Annotated in this window: 21 protein-coding genes; 6 read left to right on the plus strand and 15 right to left on the minus strand. The window is 71.5% G+C overall.

The window, feature by feature from the left end:
• Positions 1-161: 161 nt before the first annotated feature.
• Positions 162-2,672 carry a glycoside hydrolase family 65 protein gene (locus tag DEJ05_RS00785; RefSeq protein WP_071406211.1) on the minus strand — a complete coding sequence of 837 codons (2,511 nt, stop codon included), beginning with the start codon at positions 2,670-2,672 and terminating at the stop codon, positions 162-164.
• Between the two features lie 73 nt (positions 2,673-2,745).
• Positions 2,746-3,513 carry an HAD family phosphatase gene (locus DEJ05_RS00790; protein WP_071406212.1) on the minus strand — a complete coding sequence of 256 codons (768 nt, stop codon included), beginning with the start codon at positions 3,511-3,513 and terminating at the stop codon, positions 2,746-2,748.
• Positions 3,514-3,714: 201 nt separating this feature from the next.
• On the opposite strand from DEJ05_RS00790, the gene DEJ05_RS00795 reads away from it, so the two are divergent.
• On the plus strand, positions 3,715-5,070 hold the full coding sequence (locus DEJ05_RS00795) for an APC family permease (RefSeq protein WP_111023338.1): 1,356 nt from the start codon (positions 3,715-3,717) through the stop codon (positions 5,068-5,070).
• Between the two features lie 71 nt (positions 5,071-5,141).
• Here DEJ05_RS00795 and DEJ05_RS00800 read toward each other — a convergent pair whose 3' ends face one another.
• The 4 genes from DEJ05_RS00800 to hxlB form a co-directional block, all read right to left on the minus strand.
• Positions 5,142-5,864 (minus strand): alpha/beta hydrolase, encoded by a 723-nt coding sequence (locus tag DEJ05_RS00800; protein WP_111109469.1) that lies wholly within the window; start codon positions 5,862-5,864, stop codon positions 5,142-5,144.
• Positions 5,861-6,367 (minus strand): GNAT family N-acetyltransferase, encoded by a 507-nt coding sequence (locus DEJ05_RS00805; RefSeq protein ID WP_111109470.1) that lies wholly within the window; start codon positions 6,365-6,367, stop codon positions 5,861-5,863. The genes DEJ05_RS00800 and DEJ05_RS00805 overlap by 4 nt, the downstream gene beginning before the upstream one ends.
• 136 nt (positions 6,368-6,503) lie before the next feature.
• On the minus strand, positions 6,504-7,127 hold the full coding sequence (gene hxlA, locus DEJ05_RS00810; RefSeq protein ID WP_071406215.1) for a 3-hexulose-6-phosphate synthase: 624 nt from the start codon (positions 7,125-7,127) through the stop codon (positions 6,504-6,506).
• 11 nt (positions 7,128-7,138) lie between these two features.
• Entirely contained in the window at positions 7,139-7,702 is a 564-nt protein-coding gene (gene hxlB, locus DEJ05_RS00815) for a 6-phospho-3-hexuloisomerase (protein WP_071406216.1), read from the minus strand.
• Positions 7,703-7,812: 110 nt separating this feature from the next.
• Between hxlB and DEJ05_RS00820 the strand changes: the two genes are divergently transcribed.
• A complete protein-coding gene (locus DEJ05_RS00820) occupies positions 7,813-8,658 on the plus strand; it encodes a LuxR C-terminal-related transcriptional regulator (protein WP_017887946.1) in 846 nt (281 codons plus the stop codon).
• Here DEJ05_RS00820 and DEJ05_RS00825 read toward each other — a convergent pair.
• The 8 genes from DEJ05_RS00825 to DEJ05_RS00860 form a co-directional block, all read right to left on the minus strand.
• Complete coding sequence (locus DEJ05_RS00825) at positions 8,642-9,160, minus strand: helix-turn-helix domain-containing protein (protein ID WP_027466794.1); 519 nt, start codon at positions 9,158-9,160, stop codon at positions 8,642-8,644. The genes DEJ05_RS00820 and DEJ05_RS00825 overlap by 17 nt on opposite strands.
• Positions 9,161-9,255: 95 nt before the next feature.
• Entirely contained in the window at positions 9,256-9,939 is a 684-nt protein-coding gene (locus DEJ05_RS00830) for a response regulator (RefSeq protein WP_027466795.1), read from the minus strand.
• Complete coding sequence (locus tag DEJ05_RS00835; RefSeq protein WP_027466796.1) at positions 9,936-12,428, minus strand: ATP-binding protein; 2,493 nt, start codon at positions 12,426-12,428, stop codon at positions 9,936-9,938. The genes DEJ05_RS00830 and DEJ05_RS00835 overlap by 4 nt, the downstream gene beginning before the upstream one ends.
• 121 nt (positions 12,429-12,549) lie before the next feature.
• The gene (gene kdpC, locus DEJ05_RS00840) at positions 12,550-13,149 is read right to left on the minus strand and encodes a K(+)-transporting ATPase subunit C (RefSeq protein WP_111045871.1); all 600 of its coding nucleotides are present in this window, start codon (positions 13,147-13,149) and stop codon (positions 12,550-12,552) included.
• A gap of 2 nt (positions 13,150-13,151) precedes the next feature.
• Positions 13,152-15,251, minus strand: a complete 2,100-nt coding sequence (kdpB, locus tag DEJ05_RS00845; protein WP_111109471.1) for a potassium-transporting ATPase subunit KdpB — start codon at positions 15,249-15,251, stop codon at positions 13,152-13,154.
• On the minus strand, positions 15,248-16,930 hold the full coding sequence (gene kdpA / locus DEJ05_RS00850) for a potassium-transporting ATPase subunit KdpA (protein WP_111109472.1): 1,683 nt from the start codon (positions 16,928-16,930) through the stop codon (positions 15,248-15,250). The genes kdpB and kdpA overlap by 4 nt, the downstream gene beginning before the upstream one ends.
• Entirely contained in the window at positions 16,930-17,019 is a 90-nt protein-coding gene (locus tag DEJ05_RS00855; protein WP_017887940.1) for a potassium-transporting ATPase subunit F, read from the minus strand. The genes kdpA and DEJ05_RS00855 overlap by 1 nt, the downstream gene beginning before the upstream one ends.
• A gap of 251 nt (positions 17,020-17,270) precedes the next feature.
• Positions 17,271-18,215 (minus strand): YafY family protein, encoded by a 945-nt coding sequence (locus DEJ05_RS00860; RefSeq protein WP_111109608.1) that lies wholly within the window; start codon positions 18,213-18,215, stop codon positions 17,271-17,273.
• A gap of 62 nt (positions 18,216-18,277) precedes the next feature.
• Between DEJ05_RS00860 and DEJ05_RS00865 the strand changes: the two genes are divergently transcribed.
• Positions 18,278-18,697 (plus strand): VOC family protein, encoded by a 420-nt coding sequence (locus DEJ05_RS00865; RefSeq protein ID WP_111109473.1) that lies wholly within the window; start codon positions 18,278-18,280, stop codon positions 18,695-18,697.
• Between the two features lie 19 nt (positions 18,698-18,716).
• Here DEJ05_RS00865 and DEJ05_RS00870 read toward each other — a convergent pair whose 3' ends face one another.
• Positions 18,717-19,529: a putative RNA methyltransferase gene (locus DEJ05_RS00870; protein ID WP_111109474.1), complete on the minus strand. Its 813-nt coding sequence runs from the start codon at positions 19,527-19,529 to the stop codon at positions 18,717-18,719.
• A 34-nt stretch (positions 19,530-19,563) separates the two neighbouring features.
• On the opposite strand from DEJ05_RS00870, the gene DEJ05_RS00875 reads away from it, so the two are divergent.
• The 3 genes from DEJ05_RS00875 to DEJ05_RS00885 are packed head-to-tail and all read left to right on the plus strand — an operon-like array spanning position 19,564 to position 21,979.
• Complete coding sequence (locus DEJ05_RS00875; RefSeq protein WP_111104853.1) at positions 19,564-20,319, plus strand: SDR family NAD(P)-dependent oxidoreductase; 756 nt, start codon at positions 19,564-19,566, stop codon at positions 20,317-20,319.
• 49 nt (positions 20,320-20,368) lie between these two features.
• Positions 20,369-20,989, plus strand: a complete 621-nt coding sequence (locus DEJ05_RS00880; protein WP_111109475.1) for a hypothetical protein — start codon at positions 20,369-20,371, stop codon at positions 20,987-20,989.
• A 51-nt stretch (positions 20,990-21,040) separates the two neighbouring features.
• Positions 21,041-21,979 (plus strand): aldo/keto reductase family oxidoreductase, encoded by a 939-nt coding sequence (locus DEJ05_RS00885; RefSeq protein WP_111109476.1) that lies wholly within the window; start codon positions 21,041-21,043, stop codon positions 21,977-21,979.
• The last annotated feature ends 9 nt before the right edge of the window (positions 21,980-21,988 follow it).

Here is a 21,988-nt window from a genome sequence, read left to right on the forward strand (position 1 = left end):
CACGAACCGTGCCCGGGGAGACGCCATCGACCCGAGGGGCACGGCAGACCACGGTGCCCCGGGCCGGCTGGACGCGCTCGGAGGCGCGGGAACACCCCGACATGCACGACGCCCCGGCACAGCGAGGCTGAGCCGGGGCGACGAGCGGACGTGACGAGGCGTCAGCCGGTCGAGTCGTCGAGGTCGAAGTCGCGCTCCAGGGAGATCGTCGGGATCGACGCGGTGATGACCGAGCCGTCCGCCCGCAGCGTGCCCTGGATGTCGCTCGTGGTCGGGGCGTGCCCGGACATCCGCGGCCCGTGGTGCGGCAGCGGCACCACGGTGGGCTCCCCCGCCTCGATGTCCCACTGCTGGTTGTGCACCCACACCGTGAAGCCCGAACCGGTCTCGACCGTGAGCGTCATGGCTTCCTGCTCGAGGTCGACCCGGACCCGCGATCCGCGCACCGTCAGACGGTAGGACAGACGGTCCCAGTGCTTCGGCAGCCGCGGGTTGAAGCTCATCCGGCCGCCGTGGTCGCGCATGCCGCCGAAGCCGTTGACGAGCGCACCCCAGATGCCACCGGTCGACGCGATGTGCACGCCGTCCGAGGTGTTGCCGTGCAGGTCCGCCAGGTCGACGTAGAGCGCGGTCTGGAAGTACTGGTCGGCGAGGTCGTGGTACCCGACCTCGGCCGCCATGATCGACTGCACGACCGCGGACAGCGTCGAGTCACCGGTGGTGAGTGCGTCGTAGTAGTCGAAGTCGCGACGCTTCTCGGCAGCCGTGAACTCGTGCCCCTGCAGGAACAGTGCGAGCACGACGTCGGCCTGCTTCAGCACCTGGAACCGGTAGATGACCAGCGGGTGGTAGTGGAGCAGCAGCGGGCGCTTGGACTCGGGGGTGTTCTCGAGGTCCCAGAGTTCCTTGTCGAGGAACTGGGCGTCCTGCGGGTGGATGCCGCGGTGCGGGTCGAAGGGGATCTCCATCGACTCGGCGGCGTGCTCCCACTCGACGAGCTCGTCCGGCTGCAGACCGGTCCGGCGCACCATGCGGTCGTACTCTTCGGCGTCGTCGGCGGCGAGCTCGCGGCAGGCGTTGACGGCGAACCACAGGTTCGCCCGCGCCATGACGTTCGTGTAGAGGTTGTCGTCGACGACGGTCGTGTACTCGTCCGGCCCGGTGACGCCGTCGATGTGGAACTTCTTGTCGCCGTTGGACCGCCAGAACCCGAGGTCGGCCCAGAGCCGGGCGGTCTCGACGAGCACGTCGATGGCGCCGCGCTTCAGGAACTCGCGGTCCCCCGAGGCCCGCACGTACTGCATGAGCGCATGCGAGATGTCGGCGTCGATGTGGTACTGCGCGGTGCCGGCGGCGTAGTACGCGCTGGACTCTTCACCGTTGATCGTCCGCCACGGGAACAGGGCGCCGCGCTGGTTCAGCTCGCGGGCCCGAGCCCGTGCCGCGTCGAGCATGTTGTAGCGGAAGCGCAGCGCGTTCCGGGCGACGATCGGCGCCGTGTACGACAGGAACGGCAGGACGTAGATCTCCATGTCCCAGAAGTAGTGGCCGCCGTAGCCGGAGCCGGTGACGCCCTTCGCGGCGATGCCGTGGCCGTCGGTGCGGGCGGTGGCCTGTGCCAGCTGGAAGAGGTTCCAGCGGACGGCCTGCTGGATCGCGGGCTGACCGGCGATCTCGACGTCGCTGCGGGCCCAGTAGTCGTCGAGCCAGTCGCGCTGCTTCGCGAAGGTCTCGTCGACGTTCTCGGCGTGCGCGCGGTCGAGCGTGCGGTCGCACCGGTCGGCGAGCTCGCGCACGGGCACCCCGCGGGAGGTGTGGTAGACCACGTGCTTCACGAGCCGGATGGGCTGCCCGGCACGGGCCTGCACCCGGTAGACGTGCTTCGCCAGGTCGTCCTCGATCGACGACGACTCGTCCCAGCTGTTCTCGGTCTCGATGTGGTGCTCGACGCCGACGCAGATCGTCATGCCGGAGCTGGACGCCTGGTACCCGAGGACCGAACGGCCGCCGGTGCTGCGCTTGAGCTTCGGCACGAGCACCCGCTCGGTGAACGACTCGGCCTTGCGGGGGTCGAAGGCGTTCGCCGCGGCCCGCATGCCGGCGTGGTACTCGTCCTGCACGTCCTGGCGGTTGAGGATCTGACTGGACAGCAGGATCGAGGCGTCCGCGTCGAGCACGGTGACCTCGTAGTCGATGACGGCGAGGTGCCGGTCGGTGAACGACACGAGTCGACGTGCCCGGATGAGCACCCGCTTGCCGGACGGCGTCGACCACTCGGTCTCGCGGAACAGGTAGCCGCCGCGGAACTCCAGCCGACGGGTGTGCCGGAGGATGTCGGCCTCGGCCAGCACGAGCGGCTCGTCGTCGACGTAGAGGCGGATGACCTTGGCGTCCGGCGCGTTGATGATCGTCTGCCCGGTCTTCGCGAAGCCGAAGGCGTCTTCCGCGTGCCGGATCGGCCAGGTCTCGTGGAACCCGTTGATGTACGTGCCGTACTGCACGCCGCCACGGCCTTCGTCGAGGTTCCCGCGCAGGCCGAGGTACCCGTTGCCGACGGCGAAGTTCGTCTCGGCGACGCCCTGCTCGTCAGGGGTGTACTCGGTCTCGACGAGGGCCCACTCGTCGATCGGGTAGCGGACGCGGTCGAGGGGGTCCGAGGTGATGGGGTTCATGCTGCTCCGTGGGAAGGGAGGGAGATGGGTGCGTCGGTGCGGCCGGCAGCCAGGGAGCGTCCGGCCGGGTGGCCTACGTCGTGCTGGTGGCCGGTGCGGGCAGCTGGTCGATGAGTTCGTCGAGGTCGGACACGACGACGTCGGCACCGTGCTCGCGCAGGGCGTCCGCCCCGGCGCCGCGGTCGACACCGACGACGAGACCGAACGACCCGTTGCGGCCGGCTTCGACCCCGCTGGTGGCGTCCTCGACCACGACGCACTCGGCGGCGGTGAGTCCGAACCGGGTCGCCGCGTCGAGGTAGGTGTCGGGAGCGGGCTTGCCGGTCAGGCCGTCCTGGCGCGCGACGAGCCCGTCGACGACGACGGGGAACCGGTCGAGGATGCCCGCCGTCCGGAGCACCGACGTGGCGTTCGCCGAGCTGGAGACGACCGCGACGGACATGCCTGCGGCGATCGCGGCGGTCAGGAACCGGAGCGACCCCGGGTAGGGCTCGACGCCGTGCTCGTCGAGCTCGGCGGTGAACTCCGCGTTCTTCCGGTTGCCGAGCCCGCACACCGTGTCGGTGTCGGGTGCGTCGTCCGGGGTGCCCTGCGGCAGGTCGATGCCGCGCGACTCGAGCAGCGAGCGCACGCCGTCGTAGCGGGGCTTGCCGTCGATGGAGGTGAAGTAGTCCTGCTCGGTGTACGGCGCGACCCCGTGTGCTTCGAGGTACGGCGTGAAGAGTCGGCTCCACGCGCGCATGTGGACGTCGGCGGTCGGGGTGAGCACGCCGTCGAGGTCGAACAGGAGCGCGCGCTGGTCACTGAGTCGCGCGGGCGTGCGCTGGTCCTGCGTCGTCATCTGCGGTCCTCCGGGGACTGGTGGTGGACGAATGGCTCGCGACGAGTCTAGGACCGCTCCAGTCCGGACGTTCCGACGCGCCGCACCCTGTGGAGCGAGTTCACCGGCCGCTCCGCTGCGCAGGGAGGACCCCCGCCACGGCGCACCTGTGAGGCCTCTGAGACACGCCCCGGCACGCTGACCCGGACGAAAGGCACCACCATGACCAGCGACACCACGGCCGCACCCCACGACGGCACGCAGTCGAAGCTCCGCCAGGCGATCACCGGCCCGCTGCTGTTCCTCTTCATCCTCGGCGACGTGCTCGGTGCCGGCATCTACGCCCTGATGGGGACGCTGGCGAAGGACGTCGGCGGTGCGCTCTGGGCACCGCTGGTGCTCGCGCTCCTGCTGGCCCTGCTCACCGCGGGCTCCTACGCCGAACTCGTGACGAAGTACCCGAAGGCCGGCGGTGCCGCGGTTTTCGCCGAACGCGCCTACAAGGCGCCGATCGTCTCGTTCCTGGTCGGGTTCAGCATGCTCGCCGCCGGCGTCACGAGCGCCGCCGGCCTGTCGCTCGCCTTCGCCGGCGACTACCTCGGCACGTTCGTCGACCTGCCGCCCGTGCCCACCGCGATCGTCTTCCTCGCCCTGATCGCCTGCCTGAACGCCCGCGGCATCTCCGACTCGCTCAAGAGCAACGTCGTGATGACGATCATCGAGGTCTCCGGTCTCGTCATCGTGATCGTCGTCGTGGCCGTGATGCTCGGCGGTGGCGGCGGTGACGTCTCCCGGATCGGCGCGTTCCCGTCCGAGGCCAACCCGGCCCTGGCGACCCTGAGCGCCGCGATCGTCGCCTACTACTCGTTCGTCGGCTTCGAGACGTCCGCCAACATCGCGGAGGAAGTCCGCGACCCCCGCCGCGTCTACCCGAAGGCCCTGTTCGGTGCCCTCGCCACGGCCGGCGTCGTCTACGTCCTCGTCGCCCTCGCCAGTGCGATCGCCCTGCCCGCGTCGGAGCTGTCCGAGTCCAGCGGCCCGCTCCTCGCGGTCGTCTCCGCCACCGGCGTCCCGATCCCCGACTGGGTCTTCAGCCTCATCGCCCTGGTCGCCGTCGCGAACGGCGCGCTGCTCACGATGATCATGTCGAGCCGCGTGACCTACGGCATGGCCGAGCAGCGGCTCCTGCCCGCCCTGCTCGCGAAGGTCCTGCCGAACCGGAAGACCCCGTGGACCGCCATCGTCGCCACCACGGTCGTCGCGATGCTCCTGACCCTGGTGGGCGACGTGGGCGTGCTGGCCGAGACCGTCGTGCTCCTGCTGCTCTTCGTGTTCATCAGCACGAACGTCGCCGTCCTGGTGCTCCGCCGCGACCACGTCGAGCACGACCACTTCCGGGTCTGGACGTTCGTCCCGGTGCTCGGGGTGCTGTCGTGCATCCTGCTGCTGACGCAGCAGAGCGGTCAGGTGTGGCTCTACGCCGCGATCCTGCTCGCCGTCGGCGTGGTCCTGTACTTCGTCGCCCGGTTCACCGGGCGCCGTTCCGGACGCGACCACGAGGCGGGCGTGATCCACTGACGTCACGCACCACGGGCCTCCAGGCAGACCGTCTGGAGGCCCGCGGTGCGTCCGCCGGTCCGCCCGCGTGATCAGCGCAGGTCGCGCACCCAGGCCTCGATCGCGTCCGCGATCTGCTGGCGGGCATCAGCACGGCTGATGGTCGCCGTGCGGTCGCCCGGCTGGTCGCCGTAGGCACCGAAGTCGGCGTGGTTCGACCCCTGGATCTCGGTCATGGTGGCGGTCGACGGCAGCTTGTCCCGCGCGGCGTCGACCTTGGCCGGGGTCGACAAGCCGTCACGCGAACCGGAGACGCTCAGCACGTCGATGTAGGAGCGGCTGATGTCGTTTGCGCAGTAGCTGCCGAGCAGCAGCAGGCCGTCGGCGTCCTGGGCGAGCTGGCACGCGCGGACCCCGCCGAGGGAGTGCCCGCCGACCCCCCAGCGTGTGACCGAGGGCGCGTGGGCCTCGAACGTGGCGAGCGGCCGGGTGTCGAAGAACGCGAGGTTCAGCGTCGGCTTCGTGATGACCACCGTCGTGCCGTTGGCGACCACCTGCCGGAACGTGGCCATGTAGGCGTACGGATCGACCTTCGCGCCGGGGATGAAGACGATCCCGACCCCGTCGGCCTGGCCGGTCGGGGTCATCACCACCGAGTCACCGGCGTCCCGGACCGCGATCCGGTCGTCGCGCCAGACCTGCAGGGCGGCGCTGCGGGTGCCCTGCATCACGATGTGCGACCAGACGAGGAACACCACCGCGATCAGCACGACGACGGCGACGATCCAGGTGGTCCAGCGCAGCGCTCGGTTCATGTGGCCACCGTACGGCGCATCCGGACCTCGGTCCGACCGTCCGGCAACGGATCGCCGGGTTCGTCGCGGGCGCTGAAGCCGACTCGCTCGTAGGCGCGGCGGGCGACGGCGTTGTCGGGCAGCACCGAGAGTTCGAGTTCGGTGGCTCCGGAGGTCGCCGCCCACACGGCGATCGCGTCGATGAGGGCGCGGGCAACACCGCGGCCGCGCGCTGCCGGGTCGACCCACATCGAGATGAGCTCGGCGGGGCCGTCGGGGCCGGCGGGTGGGATCCCGCTGGCCATCCCGACGACCGTGCCGGGAACCTCGGCAGCGGTGTCGACTGCGAGCAGGTCGAGCGCTCCCGGGATCGACAGGCGGGTGCGCCACCGGTGTTCGGGTGCGTCCGCCCAGTCCTGCAGCGTCGAGCCGAAGGCGTGCGGGGCATCGGCGAGCGCGCGGAGGCGCACTGGTCGCCAGGCTTCCCAGTCGTCGGCGGTCGCGCGGCGCAGTTCGATCCCCACGGCCCGACGCTACCGCGGGGCGGGGTGTGACCGCAGGGGCGGGAGCCAGTGAGCAGAAGACGTCGGGTGCGGTGGTCGCACTCGACGTCTTCTGCTCACTCGTTGACCGTCGCCCGAGGAGGGCGACCGAGACGCGCTACTTGATGGCGGCGCGGATCTCGGCGGCTGCTGCGCCGACGTCCGAGGCGCTGTAGATCGCGCTGCCGGCGACGGCGATGCGGGCACCGGCCTCCTGCACCGAGGCGACCGAGGACGCGTTCACGCCGCCCGCGATCGAGAACGGGACGCCCGAGTCCTTGCCGGCGTCGAGCAGGGTCGAGAACGTGAAGCCCTCTTCCGCCTGCTCGTCGAGCCCGGCGTGGACCTCGACGAACTCGGCGCCGAGCGCGACGACCTCGCGGGCGCGGGCGGCCTTGTCGGAGACGCCGATCAGGTCGACGACGATGCCCTTGCCGTGCTTCTTCGCGGCCTTGACGGCGCCGACGATCGTCGAGTCGCCGGCGACACCGAGGACGGTGACCAGGTCGGCACCGGCCGAGAAGGCGATGTCGGCCTCGAGCTCACCGGCATCCATGGTCTTGAGGTCGGCGAACACGATCTTGTCCGGGTGTGCTTCCTTGATCGCGGTGACGGCGGACAGGCCGGCACTCTTGATCAGGGGCGTGCCGAGCTCGAGGACGTCGACGTGCGGCGCGGCCGCGGCGGCGAGCTCGAGGGCGGCTTCGGTGGTCAGGGTGTCCATGGCGAACTGGAGCTGCATGGGTGTGCCTTTCATTCGAGGTTGGCGTGACGGGGCCAGAGGTCGTCGGCAGACTGCCCGCCTCGGGTCCACAGGGCGTGGAACACGGCGTCGCCCACCAGGGCGACCGCCTGTTCGAAGAGGCCACCGGCGTACTGGGCCGAGGCGGTGCCGGAGCGGTCGGTCTTCGTCGCGGCGGGCAGCACGATCGTGACGTCCGCCAGCTCGGAGAGCGGGGAGTCGTCGGTGGTCGAGAGCGCCACGACGGATGCGCCGACCTCGTGCGCGGTGCGCGCGGCCTGCACGATGCCGGTGGTCGTACCGGAGCCGCTCGCGACGAGGAGCAGGTCACCCGGACGGATGGCCGGAGTGGTGACCTCGCCGACGACGTGGGCGTCGAGCCCGAGGTGCATGAGGCGCATCGCGGTCATGCGGAGGGCGAGGCCGGAGCGACCGGCGCCGTGGACGAACACCCGGTCGGCGCCCTCGATCAGGTCGAGTGCGCGCTGGGCCGGAGCGTCGTCGAGGCGGGCTGCCAGGTCGCCGACCTCGCGGACGACCAGGTCGAGCGCTGCGGAGACGGTGGTTGCTGCCATGCCCTCGATCCTTCCGTCGCACGCCTCGGCACGCCGCTACCCGCCCCGGCAGGGACCCCATCCCATCGGGTGGGCCCGTCCGCTCGGGTGGGACGGGTACGGTCGCGTCCATGGACGCATCGGTCGACACCCTGGAGGCCCGGGGCGGCTCCGCCATCCGGCTCGCGGCCGCCGAGCACGCCCGCACGGTCGCCGAGCAGGCGGACCGGCACGCGCTGACCCTCGAGTCCGTCCTCGCCGTGCTCCGGTCGTCGCGGGTCACCGACGCGGCTGCCCGGGCGGAGGCCGTCGAGATCGCCTCGGCCGCCCTCGTCGACCTGCGCACCGTGACCGATCAGCAGCGGAGCACCCTGCTCGAACCCGTCACCGGCGCGTTCTCGCGGTTGCGCGCCGACCTGCGACCGCTCGTGCGCTTCGGGGACCTCGACGTGCAGTTCGTCGAGCCGCCGGCCACCGGTCGTGCGTTGCCGGGCGACGTCGCCCACGCGGCCCGGGCGATCGTGCGGACCGCGGTGCTCGCCCTGGTCGACGACGGTGCGGCGAAGCGGGTGCGCATCCAGTGGGACTGCGACGGCCGGAACCTGCTCATGCAGCTCCGCGACGACGGCTCCGGCACGCTCGACGTGCAGGACGACGCCATGCGGCCGATCGCGGAGCGGGTCGTCACGCTCGACGGGCGGGTGCAGGTCGCGAGCACGCCGGGGTGGGGATCGGTGCTCGACATCTCACTGCCGCTCGACCCGCGGCCGACCGAGGTGGACGCGGTCGACGACGGCGACCTGACCCCGCGGGAGCGCGACGTCCTGCGGCTCGTGGCGACCGGTGTCGGCAACCGGGAGATCGCCGAGGGACTCGGCATCAGCGTCAACACCGTGAAGTACCACGTGGCGAACCTGCTCCGGAAGCACGGTGCCCGGACCCGGGCGGAGCTCGCGGCGTTCAGCTCCCGGGCGTGAAGCGACGGGACCGCGACGAGGCATCCCGACGAGACCGCGACAACGGGTACCGACGGTCGAGCGCGGGCTCGACGACGGTCGCCATCAGGAACTGCGAGAGCAGCCGCCCACCCGCCCAGTAGATGGGGATGACGAAGATCGCGGCCCCCGGCCAGATGCGCGAACCGATCAGTGCCAGGGTGCCGAGCGTCACGACGATGCCGACGCCGGAGTACAGGTACTGCCAGCCGCGCGAAGCCGCGTCGCGCTGCGCCTGCTCCCGCTCGGCGCGCTCGTCGAGACCGCGCACCCCGGGGTCGAGCGACGCCGGCTCCTCGGTGGCGAACAGGTCGCGCACGGGGACCTCGAGGGCCGTGGCCACCGCGGACAGCGACTCGAGGCTCGCGTCGTTGCCGCTCTCCATCCGTTGCACCGTCCGCACGGCGATGCCGCTCGTCTCGGCCAGTCGTTCCTGGGTCCAGCCCCGCAGTCGTCGGAGTTCACCGATCCGCATCTCGTTCATGTCCTGAACAGTAGGGAACCGCGGAACGGCGCACCACGACAGGGACCCGCCACCGACACGACAGCTTCCCGCCAGTCCCCGACAGCGGCGGGTTCCTACGCTCCGGGGGCGAAGCGGTACCCCATGCCGGACTCCGTCACCAGGTAGCGCGGGTGCGCGGGGTCGGGCTCGAGCTTCCGCCGCAGCTGGGCCATGTACAGCCGCAGGTATCCGGAGTCGTTGCCGTGCGTCGGCCCCCAGACCTCGGTCAACAGCATCTCGCGGGTCATCAGGCGGTCGGGGTTCGTGACCAGGACCTCGAGCAGGCGCCACTCGGTGGGCGTCAGGCGGATCGCCGGACCCTCGGCCGGCGTGACCTGCTTCGCGACGAGGTCCACGAGCAGCGGCCCGATCGCGATCGTCGGGGTCTCCTCCGACGCCACCACCCGCCGCCGTCCGAGTGCCCGCAGCCGGGCGAGGAGCTCGTCCATCTGGAACGGCTTCGTCACGTAGTCGTCGGCACCGGCGTCGAGCGCGTCGACCTTGTCGGACGAGTCGGTCCGGCCGGAGAGTACGAGGACGGGTACCTGCGACCAAGCCCGGACGCCCTCGAGCACCCCGATGCCGTCGAGCCGGGGCATGCCGAGGTCGAGCAGCACCAGGTCGGGGCGCTCGGTGATGACGGCGTCGATCGCCTCGCGCCCGTCCCGAGCCGTGACGACGTCGTACCCGCGCGCCGAGAGCGTCACCGAGAGGGCGCGGACGAGCTGTGCGTCGTCGTCAGCGATCAGGACCTTCATCGGATCTCCACTCCCACGTGCCCGGCGATCGGCAGCCGCACCACGACGGTGAGCCCACCGCCCGGGGTGTCGTCGACCTCGATCGTCCCGCCCATGCCCTCGGTGAACCCGCGCGCCAGGGCCAGCCCGAGCCCGAGCCCGGTCTCGTTGTCAGTGTCGCCGAGTCGCTGGAACGGCTGGAAGACCTCGTCGCGGCGGTCCTCGGGGATGCCGGGGCCGTGGTCGGCGACGCGGAGTTCGACCCCGCCGGCGAAGGCGCTCGCGGCAACGCGGACGTGGGTGCCGTCCGGGGCGTACCGGGCGGCGTTGGCGAGCAGGTTCACGACGACGCGCTGCAGCAGGACCGGGTCGGCGAGCACCGGCGGCAGGTCCGCAGGCAGGTCGAGGTCGACGTCGTCGGGGCCGAGCTCCAGCTCGTCGAGTGCTGGCGCGACCACCGTCTCGAGCGCGATCGCCGCCGGGGTGACCGCGAGGACTCCGGCCTGCACGCGGCTGACGTCCAGCAGGTCTGCCAACAGCACCGCCAGCTGACCGAGGCTCTCGTCGGCGGTCGCGAGCAGCGCCTCCCGGTCGGCCCCGGACAGGTCGATGTCGGACGCACGCAGCGTCTGCACGGCGGCGGAGGCCGCGGCGATGGGTCGGCGCACGTCGTGGCCGACGGCCGCGAGCAGCGCGCTCCGGACCCGGTCGGCGGCGGCGATGCGCTCGGCGCCGACGGCCGTGCGGGTCAGCTCCCGGTGCTCGACGGCGGCGTCGAGCTGCTGCTCGACGACCCGCAGCAGCCGGCGCTGGGTCGGGTCGTCGGGCGCACCGGCGAACTCGAGCACGGCGCCGGACGCCAGCGTCGTCGACGCGTCCGGCGTCGCACCGAACTCGCCGGAGGTCGCCGGCACCTCGTCGCCCTGGCGGATCCGGACGCCGGCGAAGCCGAAGGCCTCACGGGTGCGGTCGAGCAGTGCCTGCAGGGCGTCGTCGCCGCGGAGCACGCTGCCGGCGATGCCCATCAGGAGCCCGGACTCGGCCGAGGCCCGACGGGCAGCACGCGACCGCCGGGCGGACCGGTCGACCACGAAGCTGACCAGGACCGCACTGATCACGTACATGACCAGGGCGAACAGGTGCCACGGCTGCTGGACGGTGACCATGTAGAGGGGTTGCACGAAGAAGTAGTCGAGACTCAGCCCGGACAGCACGGCCGTGAACACCGCCGGCCACATCCCACCCACGAGCGCCACGACCAGGACGAGCAGCTGGTACGCCAGCACGTCCACCGTGATGGCGTCCGGATCGCTGCCGATCGACAGCACCCACGTGAGCAGCGGCCCGACCAGGACCGACAGGACGAACGCGGCGACCACCCGCCCGCGCGACAGGCTGCCGCCGAGCTTCGGCAGGGTGATCCCGCCGCCGGCGCGCTCGTGCGTGACGACGTGCACGTCGATGTCGCCGGACTCGCGGATCACGGTGTTGCCGATCCCCGGGCCGGTCATCGCGGCAGCGAGCCGGCTGCGGCGGCTGACCCCGATCACGATCTGGGTGGCGTCGATCGACCGCGCGAACCGCACGAGCGTGCTCGGCACGTCGTCGCCGACGACCTGGTGGTACGTGCCACCGAGCTGCTCGAGCAGGGTCCGCTGCTTGCCGAGCGCGCCGGGGTGACGGACGCGCAGGCCGTCGTTCGTCGTCACGTGCACGGCGGCGAGCTCGCCGCCGGCACTGCGGGCGGCGATCCGGGCGCCGCGGCGCAGCAGGGTCTCGCCCTCGGGGCCGCCGGTCAGGGCGACGAGCACGCGCTCCCGGGTCTCCCACCGGTGCTCGATGCCGTGCTCGGCGCGGTAGGCCTTGAGCGCGTCGTCGACCTCGTCGGCGAGCCAGAGCAGGGCGATCTCGCGCAGCGCGGTGAGGTTGCCGAGGCGGAAGTAGTTCGACAGCGCGGCGTCGATCCGGGCCGCCGGGTACACGAGCCCGTCGGAGAGCCGCTCGCGCAGCGCTGCCGGGGCCAGGTCGACGACCTCGATCTGGTCGGCCGCGCGCACCACGGCGTCGGGGACGGTCTCGCGCTGCACGGTGCCGGTGATCTCGCGGACCACGTCGCCGAGGGACTGCATGTGCTGCACGTTGACGGTCGAGATGACGTCGATGCCGGCGTCCCGCAGTGCCTCCACGTCCTGCCAGCGCTTCTCGTTCGGGCTCCCCGGGGCGTTCGTGTGCGCGAGTTCGTCGACCAGCGCGACCTCGGGTGCCCGGGCGATGACGGCGTCGAGGTCGAGGTCGTCGAGGTCGACGCCCCGGTGCGAGACGGTGCGGCGGGGCACGACCTCGAGCCCGTTCACCAGTGCCGCGGTGGCGGCGCGCTCGTGCGTCTCGACGACGGCGACGACCACGTCGCGACCCTCGTCGAGCAACCGACGCCCCTCTTCGAGCATCGTGTAGGTCTTGCCGACACCGGGCGCCGCACCGAGCAGGACCCGCAGCTTCCCGCGCTTCACGTGCTCATCCTCTCGCGTCCGGGGGTCGGTCTCCGCAAAACACCGGTGTTCACCTGTCGCACCGCGGATTGCGGGTGTTCGACGCGCGAGCACCGGTGTTTTGCGGAGGGGACACCCACGCTCAGGACGCCTTCGCCAGCGCCAGGTTCAGCGCGAGCACGTTCACGACGGGCTCACCGAGGAACCCGAGCTGCCGCGACTCGGTGTGCGACGCCACGAGCTGCCGCACGGTGGCGACGGACAACCCCCGCGCCGAGGCCACTCGAGCCACCTGCTGGGACGCGTAGGCCGGGCTGATGTCCGGGTCGAGCCCCGAACCGGATGCGGTCACGGCGTCGGCAGGCACCTGCGCGGCGGGGACCCCGTCGGCCTTCGCCAGCGCCGCACGACGCTCCTCGACGGCCTTGAGCAGGTCGGCGTTGTTCGGCCCGAGGTTCGAGCCGGAGGACGCCCCCGCGTCGTAGCCGTCCCCGGCGGCGGACGGCCGGGACTGGAACCAGCGGTCGGCCTGCTTGCCCGTGAACGACTGCCCGATCAACGAGGAACCGACGACCTTGCCGGACGAGTCCGTGACCATCGAACCGTTGGCCTGGTCGTGGAACGCCGCCTGGCCGACGCCCCAGACGGCGAGCGGGTAGCCGACGCCCAGGACGACGGTGGCGACGAGGGTGAGGCGGATGGCCACACCGGCGGAACGGAAGGTGGAACGTGCAGATGCCATGACTAGAACCCCGGGATGAGACCGACCACGAGGTCGATCAGTTTGATGCCGATGAAGGGGACGACCACGCCGCCCAGCCCGTAGACGAGCAGGTTGCGGCCGAGGATCGACGACGCTGCGGCCGCGCGGTACTTCACGCCACGCAGGGACAGCGGGATGAGCGCCACGATGACGAGCGCGTTGAAGATGACCGCCGACAGGATCGCCGACGACGGGCTGTGCAGCCCCATGATGTTGAGCGCCGCGAGCCCGGGGAACGCCGCCTGGAACATCGCCGGGATGATCGCGAAGTACTTCGCGACGTCGTTGGCGATGGAGAAGGTGGTCAGGGCACCGCGGGTGATGAGCAGCTGCTTGCCGATGCGGACGACGTCGATGAGCTTGGTCGGGTCGGAGTCGAGGTCGACCATGTTGCCCGCCTCCTTCGCCGCCGTCGTGCCGGTGTTCATCGCGACGCCGACGTCCGCCTGGGCCAGGGCCGGGGCGTCGTTGGTGCCGTCACCGGTCATGGCGACGAGGTTGCCGCCCTCCTGCTCGCGCTTGATGTAGGCGAGCTTGTCCTCCGGGGTGGCCTCGGCGAGGAAGTCGTCGACGCCGGCCTCGTGGGCGATGGCGGCCGCGGTGCGGGGGTTGTCCCCGGTGATCATCACCGTGCGGATGCCCATCGACCGGAGCTCGGCGAACCGCGACGCCATGCCGTCCTTCACGACGTCCTTCAGGTGCACGACGCCGAGCAGGGCGACCGCGCCATCGGAGGAGCGGCGGCCGACGACGAGCGGGGTGCCGCCCTGGTCGGAGATCTCCGCAACGGTCGCGTCGATGGCCGACACCACACCGGCTTCGGTGGTGTCCGCCCAGGCGAGCACTGCCGCAGCAGCGCCCTTCCGGATCTGCGACCCGTCCGGCAGGTCGAGACCGGACATGCGCGTCTGCGCCGTGAACGGCACCTCGACGGCGCCGTCCGGCAGGCCGACAGCGGCGCCGCCCTCGCGCGCCAGGTCGACGATCGAACGTCCCTCAGGGGTCGAGTCCGCAGCGCTCGACAGGGCTGCCGCTTCCATCAGCGAAGCCTCGCTCACGCCCGGCACCGGCACCACACGGGATGCCCGACGGTTGCCGTAGGTGATCGTCCCGGTCTTGTCGAGCAGCAGCGTCGTGATGTCACCGGCGGCCTCGACCGCGCGGCCCGACATCGCCAGCACGTTGTGCTGCACGAGCCGGTCCATGCCGGCGATGCCGATCGCGGAGAGCAGGGCCCCGATGGTGGTCGGGATGAGGCAGACGAGCAGGGCGATGAGCACCGGCACGCTGACCGTCGCACCGACGAGTCCCGCGATGGGCTGCATCGTCAGGCAGACGATCACGAAGACGATCGACAACGAGGCGAGCAGGATGTTCAGCGCGATCTCGTTCGGCGTCTTCTGCCGTGCCGCACCCTCGACCAGGCGGATCATCCGGTCGATGAAGGTCTCGCCCGGCGTCGAGGTGATGCGCACCACGATCCGGTCCGACAGCACCCGGGTGCCGCCGGTGACGGCACTGCGGTCACCGCCGGACTCACGGATGACCGGCGCGGACTCACCCGTGACGGCCGATTCGTCGACCGACGCGATGCCGTCGATGACGTCACCGTCACCGGGGATGACCTCGCCGGCGACGACCACGACCACGTCGCCCTTGGCCAGGTCGACGGACGCGACCTCCTCGGTCTCGTTGCCGGTCGCGGCCGCGTCGGTCGTCGCGTACCCGAGCACCCGGCGGGCGCTCGTGGTCGAGCGGGTCTTCCGCAGGGTGTCGGCCTGCGCCTTGCCACGGCCCTCCGCCACCGACTCCGCCAGGTTGGCGAAGACGACGGTGAGCCAGAGCCACACGGCGATCGCGATGGTGAACGCGGACGGCTCGACGACGGCGGCCACCGTCGTCAGCGCCGCGCCGACCTCGACGATGAACATGACGGGGTTCCGCCACATGAGTCGCGGATCGAGTTTCCGCAGGGCGCCCGGGAGGCCCGCCACCAGTTGGCGGGGTCCGAATGCGGACGAGCGGGTGGCCGGTTCCACGGCGGTGCGCGGTTCCGACTCCGTGGTCACGGGGGTGGTCATGACAGTCCTTCTGCGAGCGGACCCAGTGCGAGCACCGGGAAGTAGGTGAGTGCGGTGACGATGACGGCGACGCCGCCGAGCAGCCCGATGAACAGCGGGCGGTGGGTGGGCAGCGTGCCGGCGGTCTCCGGCACCCGGTCCTGCGCGGCGAGGGACCCGGCGAGCGCCAGGACGAACACCATCGGCACGAAGCGGCCGAGCAGCATCACGACGCCGAGCGAGGAGTTCATCCAGGTGGTGTTCGCGGTGAGCCCGCCGAAGGCCGAGCCGTTGTTGTTCGCACCCGAGGTGAAGGCGTAGAGCAGCTCGGTCAGCCCGTGGTTGCCGGGGTTGAAGATCGACGTCCCGAGCACCTGTTCGCGGACCCCGGGGATCACGAGCGAGAGCCCGGTGGCCAGGAGCACGAGCGTCGGCGTGACGAGGATGTACAGCGCCGCGAAGGTCATCTCCTTGGCGCGGATCTTCTTGCCGAGGTACTCCGGGGTGCGACCGACGAGCAGGCCGCCGATGAACACCGTGATGACGGCGAGCACGAGCATGCCGTACAGGCCGGATCCGACGCCGCCGGGGGTGACCTCGCCGAGCATCATGTTGACGAGCGCCATCATCCCGCCGATCGGGGTGTAGCTGTCGTGCATCGCGTTGACCGCACCGGTGGACGTCGAGGTGGTCGCGGTCGAGAAGAGCGTCGAACCGAGGATGCCGAAGCGGCTCTCCTTGCCCTCCATCGCGGCACCGGCAGCGTGTGTGGCGACACCGCTGCCGCCGAGTTCGGCGATCGACATGACCGACAGCGACACGAGGAAGATCGCGCCCATCACGGCGAGGATCGCGTACCCCTGGCGGTCGTCGCCGACCAGGCGCCCGAACGTGCGCGGGAGCGAGAACGGGATGACGAGCATCAGGAAGATCTCGACGAGGTTCGTCCACGCCTGCGGGTTCTCGAACGGGTGCGCCGAGTTCGCGTTGAAGTAGCCACCACCGTTCGTGCCGAGCTCCTTGATCGCCTCCTGCGACGCGACGAACCCGTCCGGGATGTGCTGCGTGCCACCGATGAGCGTGGTGACGTCGGTGCCGCTCCCCCACGACTGGACGACCCCGCCGGCGACGAGGACGATCGCGAAGACGAACGCGCCGGGCAGCAGCAGACGGCCGAGGCCGCGCACGATGTCCACCCACACGTTGCCGAGCGTGCCGGACTTGCGACGGGCGAACCCACGCACCAGGGCCACGGCGACCGCCAGGCCGACGGCCGCGGACAGGAAGTTCTGCACCGCCAGGCCGGCCATCTGCACCGTGTAGCCGAGGGTGACCTCGGGCGAGTACGACTGCCAGTTCGTGTTCGACACGAACGACGCCGCGGTGTTGAACGCGAGCGACGGTCCGACGCCGGGCAGCCCGAGGTCACCGGGCAGGACGACCTGGATGCGCTGCAGCAGGTAGACGAGCAGGAGCCCGGCGACGCTGAAGAGCAGCACGCCGCGCAGGTACACGGGCCACGACTGCTCGGCGTCCGGGTCGACCCCGATCAGCCGGTAGACCCCGCGCTCGACCCGGTTGTGGCGGACGGGCGTGAAGACCTTCGCCATCCAGTCACCGAGCGGGCGGTACGCGACGACGAGCAGCAGGACGAGCGTGGCGACCTGGGCGATGCCCGCCCAGACGTCCGCGGCGCCCACTAGAAGCGCTCCGGACGCACGAGCGCCCAGACGAGGTACACGACTGCGGCGATGCCGAGGACGGCGGCCGCGATGGTGATGCCGATCACAGCCGTTCCACCCCCTTGGCGATCAGTGCCACCACGCCGAACACGGCGAGGACACCGGCGACGACGAACACGTCGAACACGAGGGACTCCAGAAGATCTGCGGTGTCCGCGCCGGGTGACGCGGACCGGCACCACGAGTGGTGCCGAACCGATGCTGCGTCCTGCGCCGGGCCTCCAGGCCGCTCCTAACGGATCCCTGACGCCGCCCTGGCGGACGCATGCACGCTCCTAACGCGAGTGACCGACGCGGCTCAGTCAGCCGCGGTCGCGAGTCGAGTCGACAGGTCGCGGACTGCGCCACGCAGCGCCTCCGGCCCCTCGACCCGGATCGGCACGGCCAGCCCGGCGACGACTCCCGCGAGCCCGTCCCACGACCACGATCCGAGGGTGACGCGGGCCCGGTCGTCCTCGAGCTGCTCGACCACGGCATCCTCGGGCAGGTACGGCGCGATCCGCCGCGCATCGTCCGCCGTCGTGGTCACCGAACCGGTGCACGGCCACACGTCGTCGACCGCCGATCCCTTGAACCGCGCGGACACGAACGCGGCCGCATCGCCACCGGGGATCGGTCGCGGCGTGAAGGGGACGCGGGTGCGCATCCGCGGCGTGATCCGGTCGATGCGGTGCGTGCGCCAGTCGTCGCGATCGGCATCCCAGTCGAGCAGGTACCAGCGGCCGTTCCGGGCGACGACGGCGTGCGGTTCCACCCGGTGCGGGGTCTCGTCCTCGCCGTACCCGAAGCGGAAGACCTCCTGCAGGTGGACGGCCTCGCTCACCGCCACCAGGACCTCCGGGTCGGTGGTGGTCCGGCTCGTCGCGGTCACGGCCTGCACCGCGTCGACCCGGGACCGCAGCCGCGCGGGCATCACCTGCCGAACGGTCGCCAGGGCGCGGGCCGCCGACTCGGCGACGTCCGCCCCCGAGGCCGGTGCCACGGCGAGCGCCAGGGCGATCGCCACCGCCTGGTCATCGTCGAAGAGCAGCGGGGGCAGGTCGGATCCGGCCTCGAGCCGGTAGCCGCCGGCCGGTCCGCGGAGCGCCTCGACCCGGTACCCGAGCCCGCGGAGCCGATCGACGTCGCGGCGGACGGTGCGGGGACTGACGTCGAGCCGCCCGGCGAGCTCGTCGCCCGGCCAGTCGCGGTGCACCTGGAGCAGGGAGAGCAGCGCGAGCATCCGTGCGGAGGGTCCGGCCATGGCGTCCATCTTCGTCCGAGAAGCGGACATGATCTGACCGCATTGCCCGAGATCCTCGTCCCATGAGCATCGAAACGACAACCCACCTCAACTTCGACGGCGACGCCCGCGCGGCGCTCGACTTCTACGCATCGGTCTTCGGCGGCGAGGTCACCGCCGCCACCTACGGCCAGATGGGCGCCCTGGACGACCCGGCCTGGGCGGACCGGATCGTCTTCGGTCAGGTCGCCACGGCCGCCGGCTTCCGCGTCATGGCCTTCGACGTCTGGCCCGGGCAGCCCTACGACCAGGGATCGAACGCCTTCTACGTGTTCGTGCACGGCGACGACACGGCCGAGATCGAGCGGTACTGGGCCGCACTGTCCGACGGAGCCGAGATCCGGCAGCCCCTGGAACCCTCGGCCTGGGCACCGTTGGCCGGGCAGCTGCGCGACCGCTTCGGCGTGGTCTGGCAGCTCGACGTCGCCCCCGCTGGCGACTGATCCGTCCTGACGGTCGCGGTCAGCGCGTCGGCGACCACGTCGACACGGTGACCGCGGCCGTCACCGTCGCCGGCTCGAACTCCGTCTCCGCCGCGACGTGGTGGTGGCTCGGCCCCATGTGCACGACGTCGTGGACGTCCTCCGCCGACAACTCCATGGTCCACGTCAGGTCCTCGGAGGACCGCAGCGCGAACGACGGCGTCAGGGAGTCGTGCAGCCGGCGCTCCTTCTCCGGGTCCACGCTGATCGTCGCCTCGGCGAGCTCCACCAGGTGGCCGGTCCGCGGGGTCACCACCGCGAGCACGCCGTCCGCGTGCAGGACGCGGGCGTACTCGGTCTGGTTGCGGGGTGCGAAGACGTCGAGCAGGACGGCGGCAGCGCCGTCGACGACCGGGAGGCGCTCGGTCACGTCCCCGACGACGGCCCCCGCGCGCTCGTGGGCGCGTGCCGCACGCCGGATCGCGACGGCCGACAGGTCGAGCGCGACCCCGAGCCTCCCGTCCGCCGCGCGCAGCGCATGCGCCAGGTAGGTCCCCGGGCCGGAACCGACGTCGAGCACGATGCCGGGCGCGGTCGCGTCCGCGACGATCGCGGCGAGCGCCCGCTCGACCGGCGCGTAGTGGCCGCGCCCCAGGAACCGCAGCCGCGCGTCCACCATCTCCGGGGTGTCCGCGGTGAGTGCGCGGCGCTTCGCGGGCAGGAGCGTCAGGTGGCCCTGCTTCGCCTCGTCGAACCGGTGACCGTTGGGGCAGCCGACCTGGCCGCCGTCGACGCGGCCGAGGGGCTCGGCGCACACGGGGCAGGCGAGCATCGGCAGCAGGTCGTCACGCACCGGCCCAGCGTACGGGCCTCGGTACCCTGACCGGATGTCGCTGCAGCAGCTCTTCGGCCTCGACGGCCGCACCGCACTCGTGACGGGAGGCAGCTCCGGCATCGGCCGAGCGATCGCCACCGCACTCGCCGACGCGGGTGCCCACGTCCTCGTCGCCGCCCGGACGCCCGCGACCATCGACGCCACCGTCGCCGGCATCCGCCACGCGGGCCGCTCGGCTGACGGCATCGTCGCGGACCTGTCCTCCCGCGCTGGCGCACACGCACTCGCGGACGCCGCCGGGGACGTCGACGTGCTGGTGAACTCCGCCGGGATCAACCTGCGGCCGCCGATGCCCGAACTCGACGAGGCGACCTGGGACGCCACGATGGCCGTCAACCTCGACGCGCCGTTCGTGCTCGGGCAGCGGCTCGCACCCGGCATGGCGGCCCGTGGGTACGGACGGATCGTGTCGATCAGTTCGCAGCAGGCCCACCGCCCCTTCGCCGCCAGCGGCGCGTACGGGGTCTCCAAGGCTGGTCTGGAGGCGTTGGCCCGGTCCCAGGCAGAGGCCTGGTCCGCGCAGGGGGTCACCTCCAACGTCCTCGTCCCTGGTTTCGTGCGCACCCCGCTCAACGAGCGACTCGGGTCCGACCCGGCGACGGTGGCGGCCCTCGCCGCGCGGACGCTGGTCGGCCGGAACGGGCTGGCGTCGGACTTCGCCGCGGCGGCGGTGTTCCTCGCTGGACCCGGGTCGGCCTACGTCACCGGGCAGTCCATCGCGGTGGACGGCGGGTTCTCCGTCCACTGACCTCGAGGGACGCCGACGGCAGTGTGCTGCGCAGCAGTACGGTCGGGTCATGGCAGTCATCGAGCAGGCAACGCTCCGCCCCTCCAAGGCCGAGGCGCTCGCCGCCTGGCTCCCCGACCAGGCGTGGAGCGGCGTCGTCGCGGGATCGCCGCTCCAGGTCGTCGGGCAGTTCCGGTTCGACGACCCCGCTGGCGAGGTCGGCGTCGAGGTGCTCCTCGTCCGCACCGACGACGGCCGGGTCCTGCAGGCGCCACTGACCTACCGGGACGCACCACTGCCCGGCGCCGACGCGTTCCTGGTCACCGAGATGGACCACTCCGTGCTCGGGCGACGGTGGGTCTACGACGCCGTGGGCGATCCCGTCCACGCTGATGTCCTGCGCCGGGCGATCGTCACCGGCGGACACGAAGCGGAGCTCGAACTGGCCAACGGTGCCGGACAGCGGCCCAAGGACGCCTGGGCCAGCGGGAGCGGCTCCGCACCCGCCTCCCCCAGTGTCACCTCGGTGCGAGCGACCACTGCGGACGCCCTGACGTCGATCGCGACCCACCACGGCACGATCGTCATCGCTCGGGTCGTCGGTACGGCCCTGCCCGAGGGCGAGACGCTGACCGGGACGTGGACGGACGGCTCCGAGGTGCTCGCCGTCCTGCTGCCCGAACGCGCCTGAGGTACTGGCAGGGCCTGCCTGTGCCGGGGACCGGCTGGCAGGATCGACGGCGTGAAGACACTGGAGTTGCCACAGACAGACCTCACCGCCTCCGACGTCGTCGTCGGACTGATGCGGATCAACGACATGAGCGACGAGGACATCCGTTCGCTCTACAGCGCCTCGCGTGATGCGGGCGTGAACATGTTCGACCACGCCGCGGTCTACGGCGAGTGGCACGGCTGCGAGGAGCGGTTCGGCGCCGCCGTCACGCTGACGCCCGCGGAACGCGCCGAGATCGTGCTGCAGACCAAGGTCGGCATCCGACCGACGCCGAAGGGCGCCTACTTCGACTTCTCGTACGAGCACATCCTCGAGTCCGTGCACGAGTCGCTCGAGGCGCTGCAGACCGAGTACGTCGACGTCCTGCTGCTGCACCGCCCCGACGCCCTGGTCGAGCCGGAAGAGGTCGCGAAGGCATTCGACGAGCTGCACGCCGCCGGCAAGGTGCACCACTTCGGCGTCTCGAACCACACCCCCGGCCAGGTCGACCTGCTCAAGAAGCACGTCCGCCAGCCGCTCGCGTTCAACCAGGTGCAGCTGAGCATCACCCACGCCAACGTCATCTCGCAGGGCCTGACCGCGAACATGGGCGGCCTCGAGCAGTCGGTCGACCGCGACAACGACATCCTCAACTACTCGCGCATGAACGACATCACGCTGCAGGCCTGGTCGCCGTTCCAGAAGGGCTTCTTCGACGGCGTCTTCCTGGGCGACCGTAAGCAGTACGCCGAGCTGAACGACGTGCTCGAGGAGGTCGCCGCCGCACACGGTGTCACCCCGACCGGCATCGCGGTCGCGTGGATCACCCGCCACCCCGCGCACTTCCAGGTCGTCCTCGGCACGACGAACCCGCAGCGCGTGCGGGACTCGGCAGCCGGCTCGGACGTCGAGCTGTCGCGCGAGGAGTGGTACCGGATCTTCACCGCGGCTGGACACACTGTTCCCTGAGCAGGAACG

Origin of the sequence: Curtobacterium sp. MCLR17_045, assembly GCF_003234405.1 — a bacterium.
Taxonomy (GTDB): domain Bacteria; phylum Actinomycetota; class Actinomycetes; order Actinomycetales; family Microbacteriaceae; genus Curtobacterium; species Curtobacterium flaccumfaciens.

Coding starts and splice junctions, on each gene's coding strand:
- DEJ05_RS00785 (WP_071406211.1), bottom strand. CDS start 2,672: ATGAACCCCATCACCTCGGACCCCCTCGACCGCGTCCGCTACCCGATC.
- DEJ05_RS00790 (WP_071406212.1), bottom strand. CDS start 3,513: ATGACGACGCAGGACCAGCGCACGCCCGCGCGACTCAGTGACCAGCGC.
- DEJ05_RS00795 (WP_111023338.1), top strand. CDS start 3,715: ATGACCAGCGACACCACGGCCGCACCCCACGACGGCACGCAGTCGAAG.
- DEJ05_RS00800 (WP_111109469.1), bottom strand. CDS start 5,864: ATGAACCGAGCGCTGCGCTGGACCACCTGGATCGTCGCCGTCGTCGTG.
- hxlA (WP_071406215.1), bottom strand. CDS start 7,127: ATGCAGCTCCAGTTCGCCATGGACACCCTGACCACCGAAGCCGCCCTC.
- hxlB (WP_071406216.1), bottom strand. CDS start 7,702: ATGGCAGCAACCACCGTCTCCGCAGCGCTCGACCTGGTCGTCCGCGAG.
- DEJ05_RS00820 (WP_017887946.1), top strand. CDS start 7,813: ATGGACGCATCGGTCGACACCCTGGAGGCCCGGGGCGGCTCCGCCATC.
- DEJ05_RS00825 (WP_027466794.1), bottom strand. CDS start 9,160: ATGAACGAGATGCGGATCGGTGAACTCCGACGACTGCGGGGCTGGACC.
- DEJ05_RS00830 (WP_027466795.1), bottom strand. CDS start 9,939: ATGAAGGTCCTGATCGCTGACGACGACGCACAGCTCGTCCGCGCCCTC.
- kdpC (WP_111045871.1), bottom strand. CDS start 13,149: ATGGCATCTGCACGTTCCACCTTCCGTTCCGCCGGTGTGGCCATCCGC.
- kdpB (WP_111109471.1), bottom strand. CDS start 15,251: ATGACCACCCCCGTGACCACGGAGTCGGAACCGCGCACCGCCGTGGAA.
- DEJ05_RS00860 (WP_111109608.1), bottom strand. CDS start 18,215: ATGGCCGGACCCTCCGCACGGATGCTCGCGCTGCTCTCCCTGCTCCAG.
- DEJ05_RS00865 (WP_111109473.1), top strand. CDS start 18,278: ATGAGCATCGAAACGACAACCCACCTCAACTTCGACGGCGACGCCCGC.
- DEJ05_RS00875 (WP_111104853.1), top strand. CDS start 19,564: ATGTCGCTGCAGCAGCTCTTCGGCCTCGACGGCCGCACCGCACTCGTG.
- DEJ05_RS00880 (WP_111109475.1), top strand. CDS start 20,369: ATGGCAGTCATCGAGCAGGCAACGCTCCGCCCCTCCAAGGCCGAGGCG.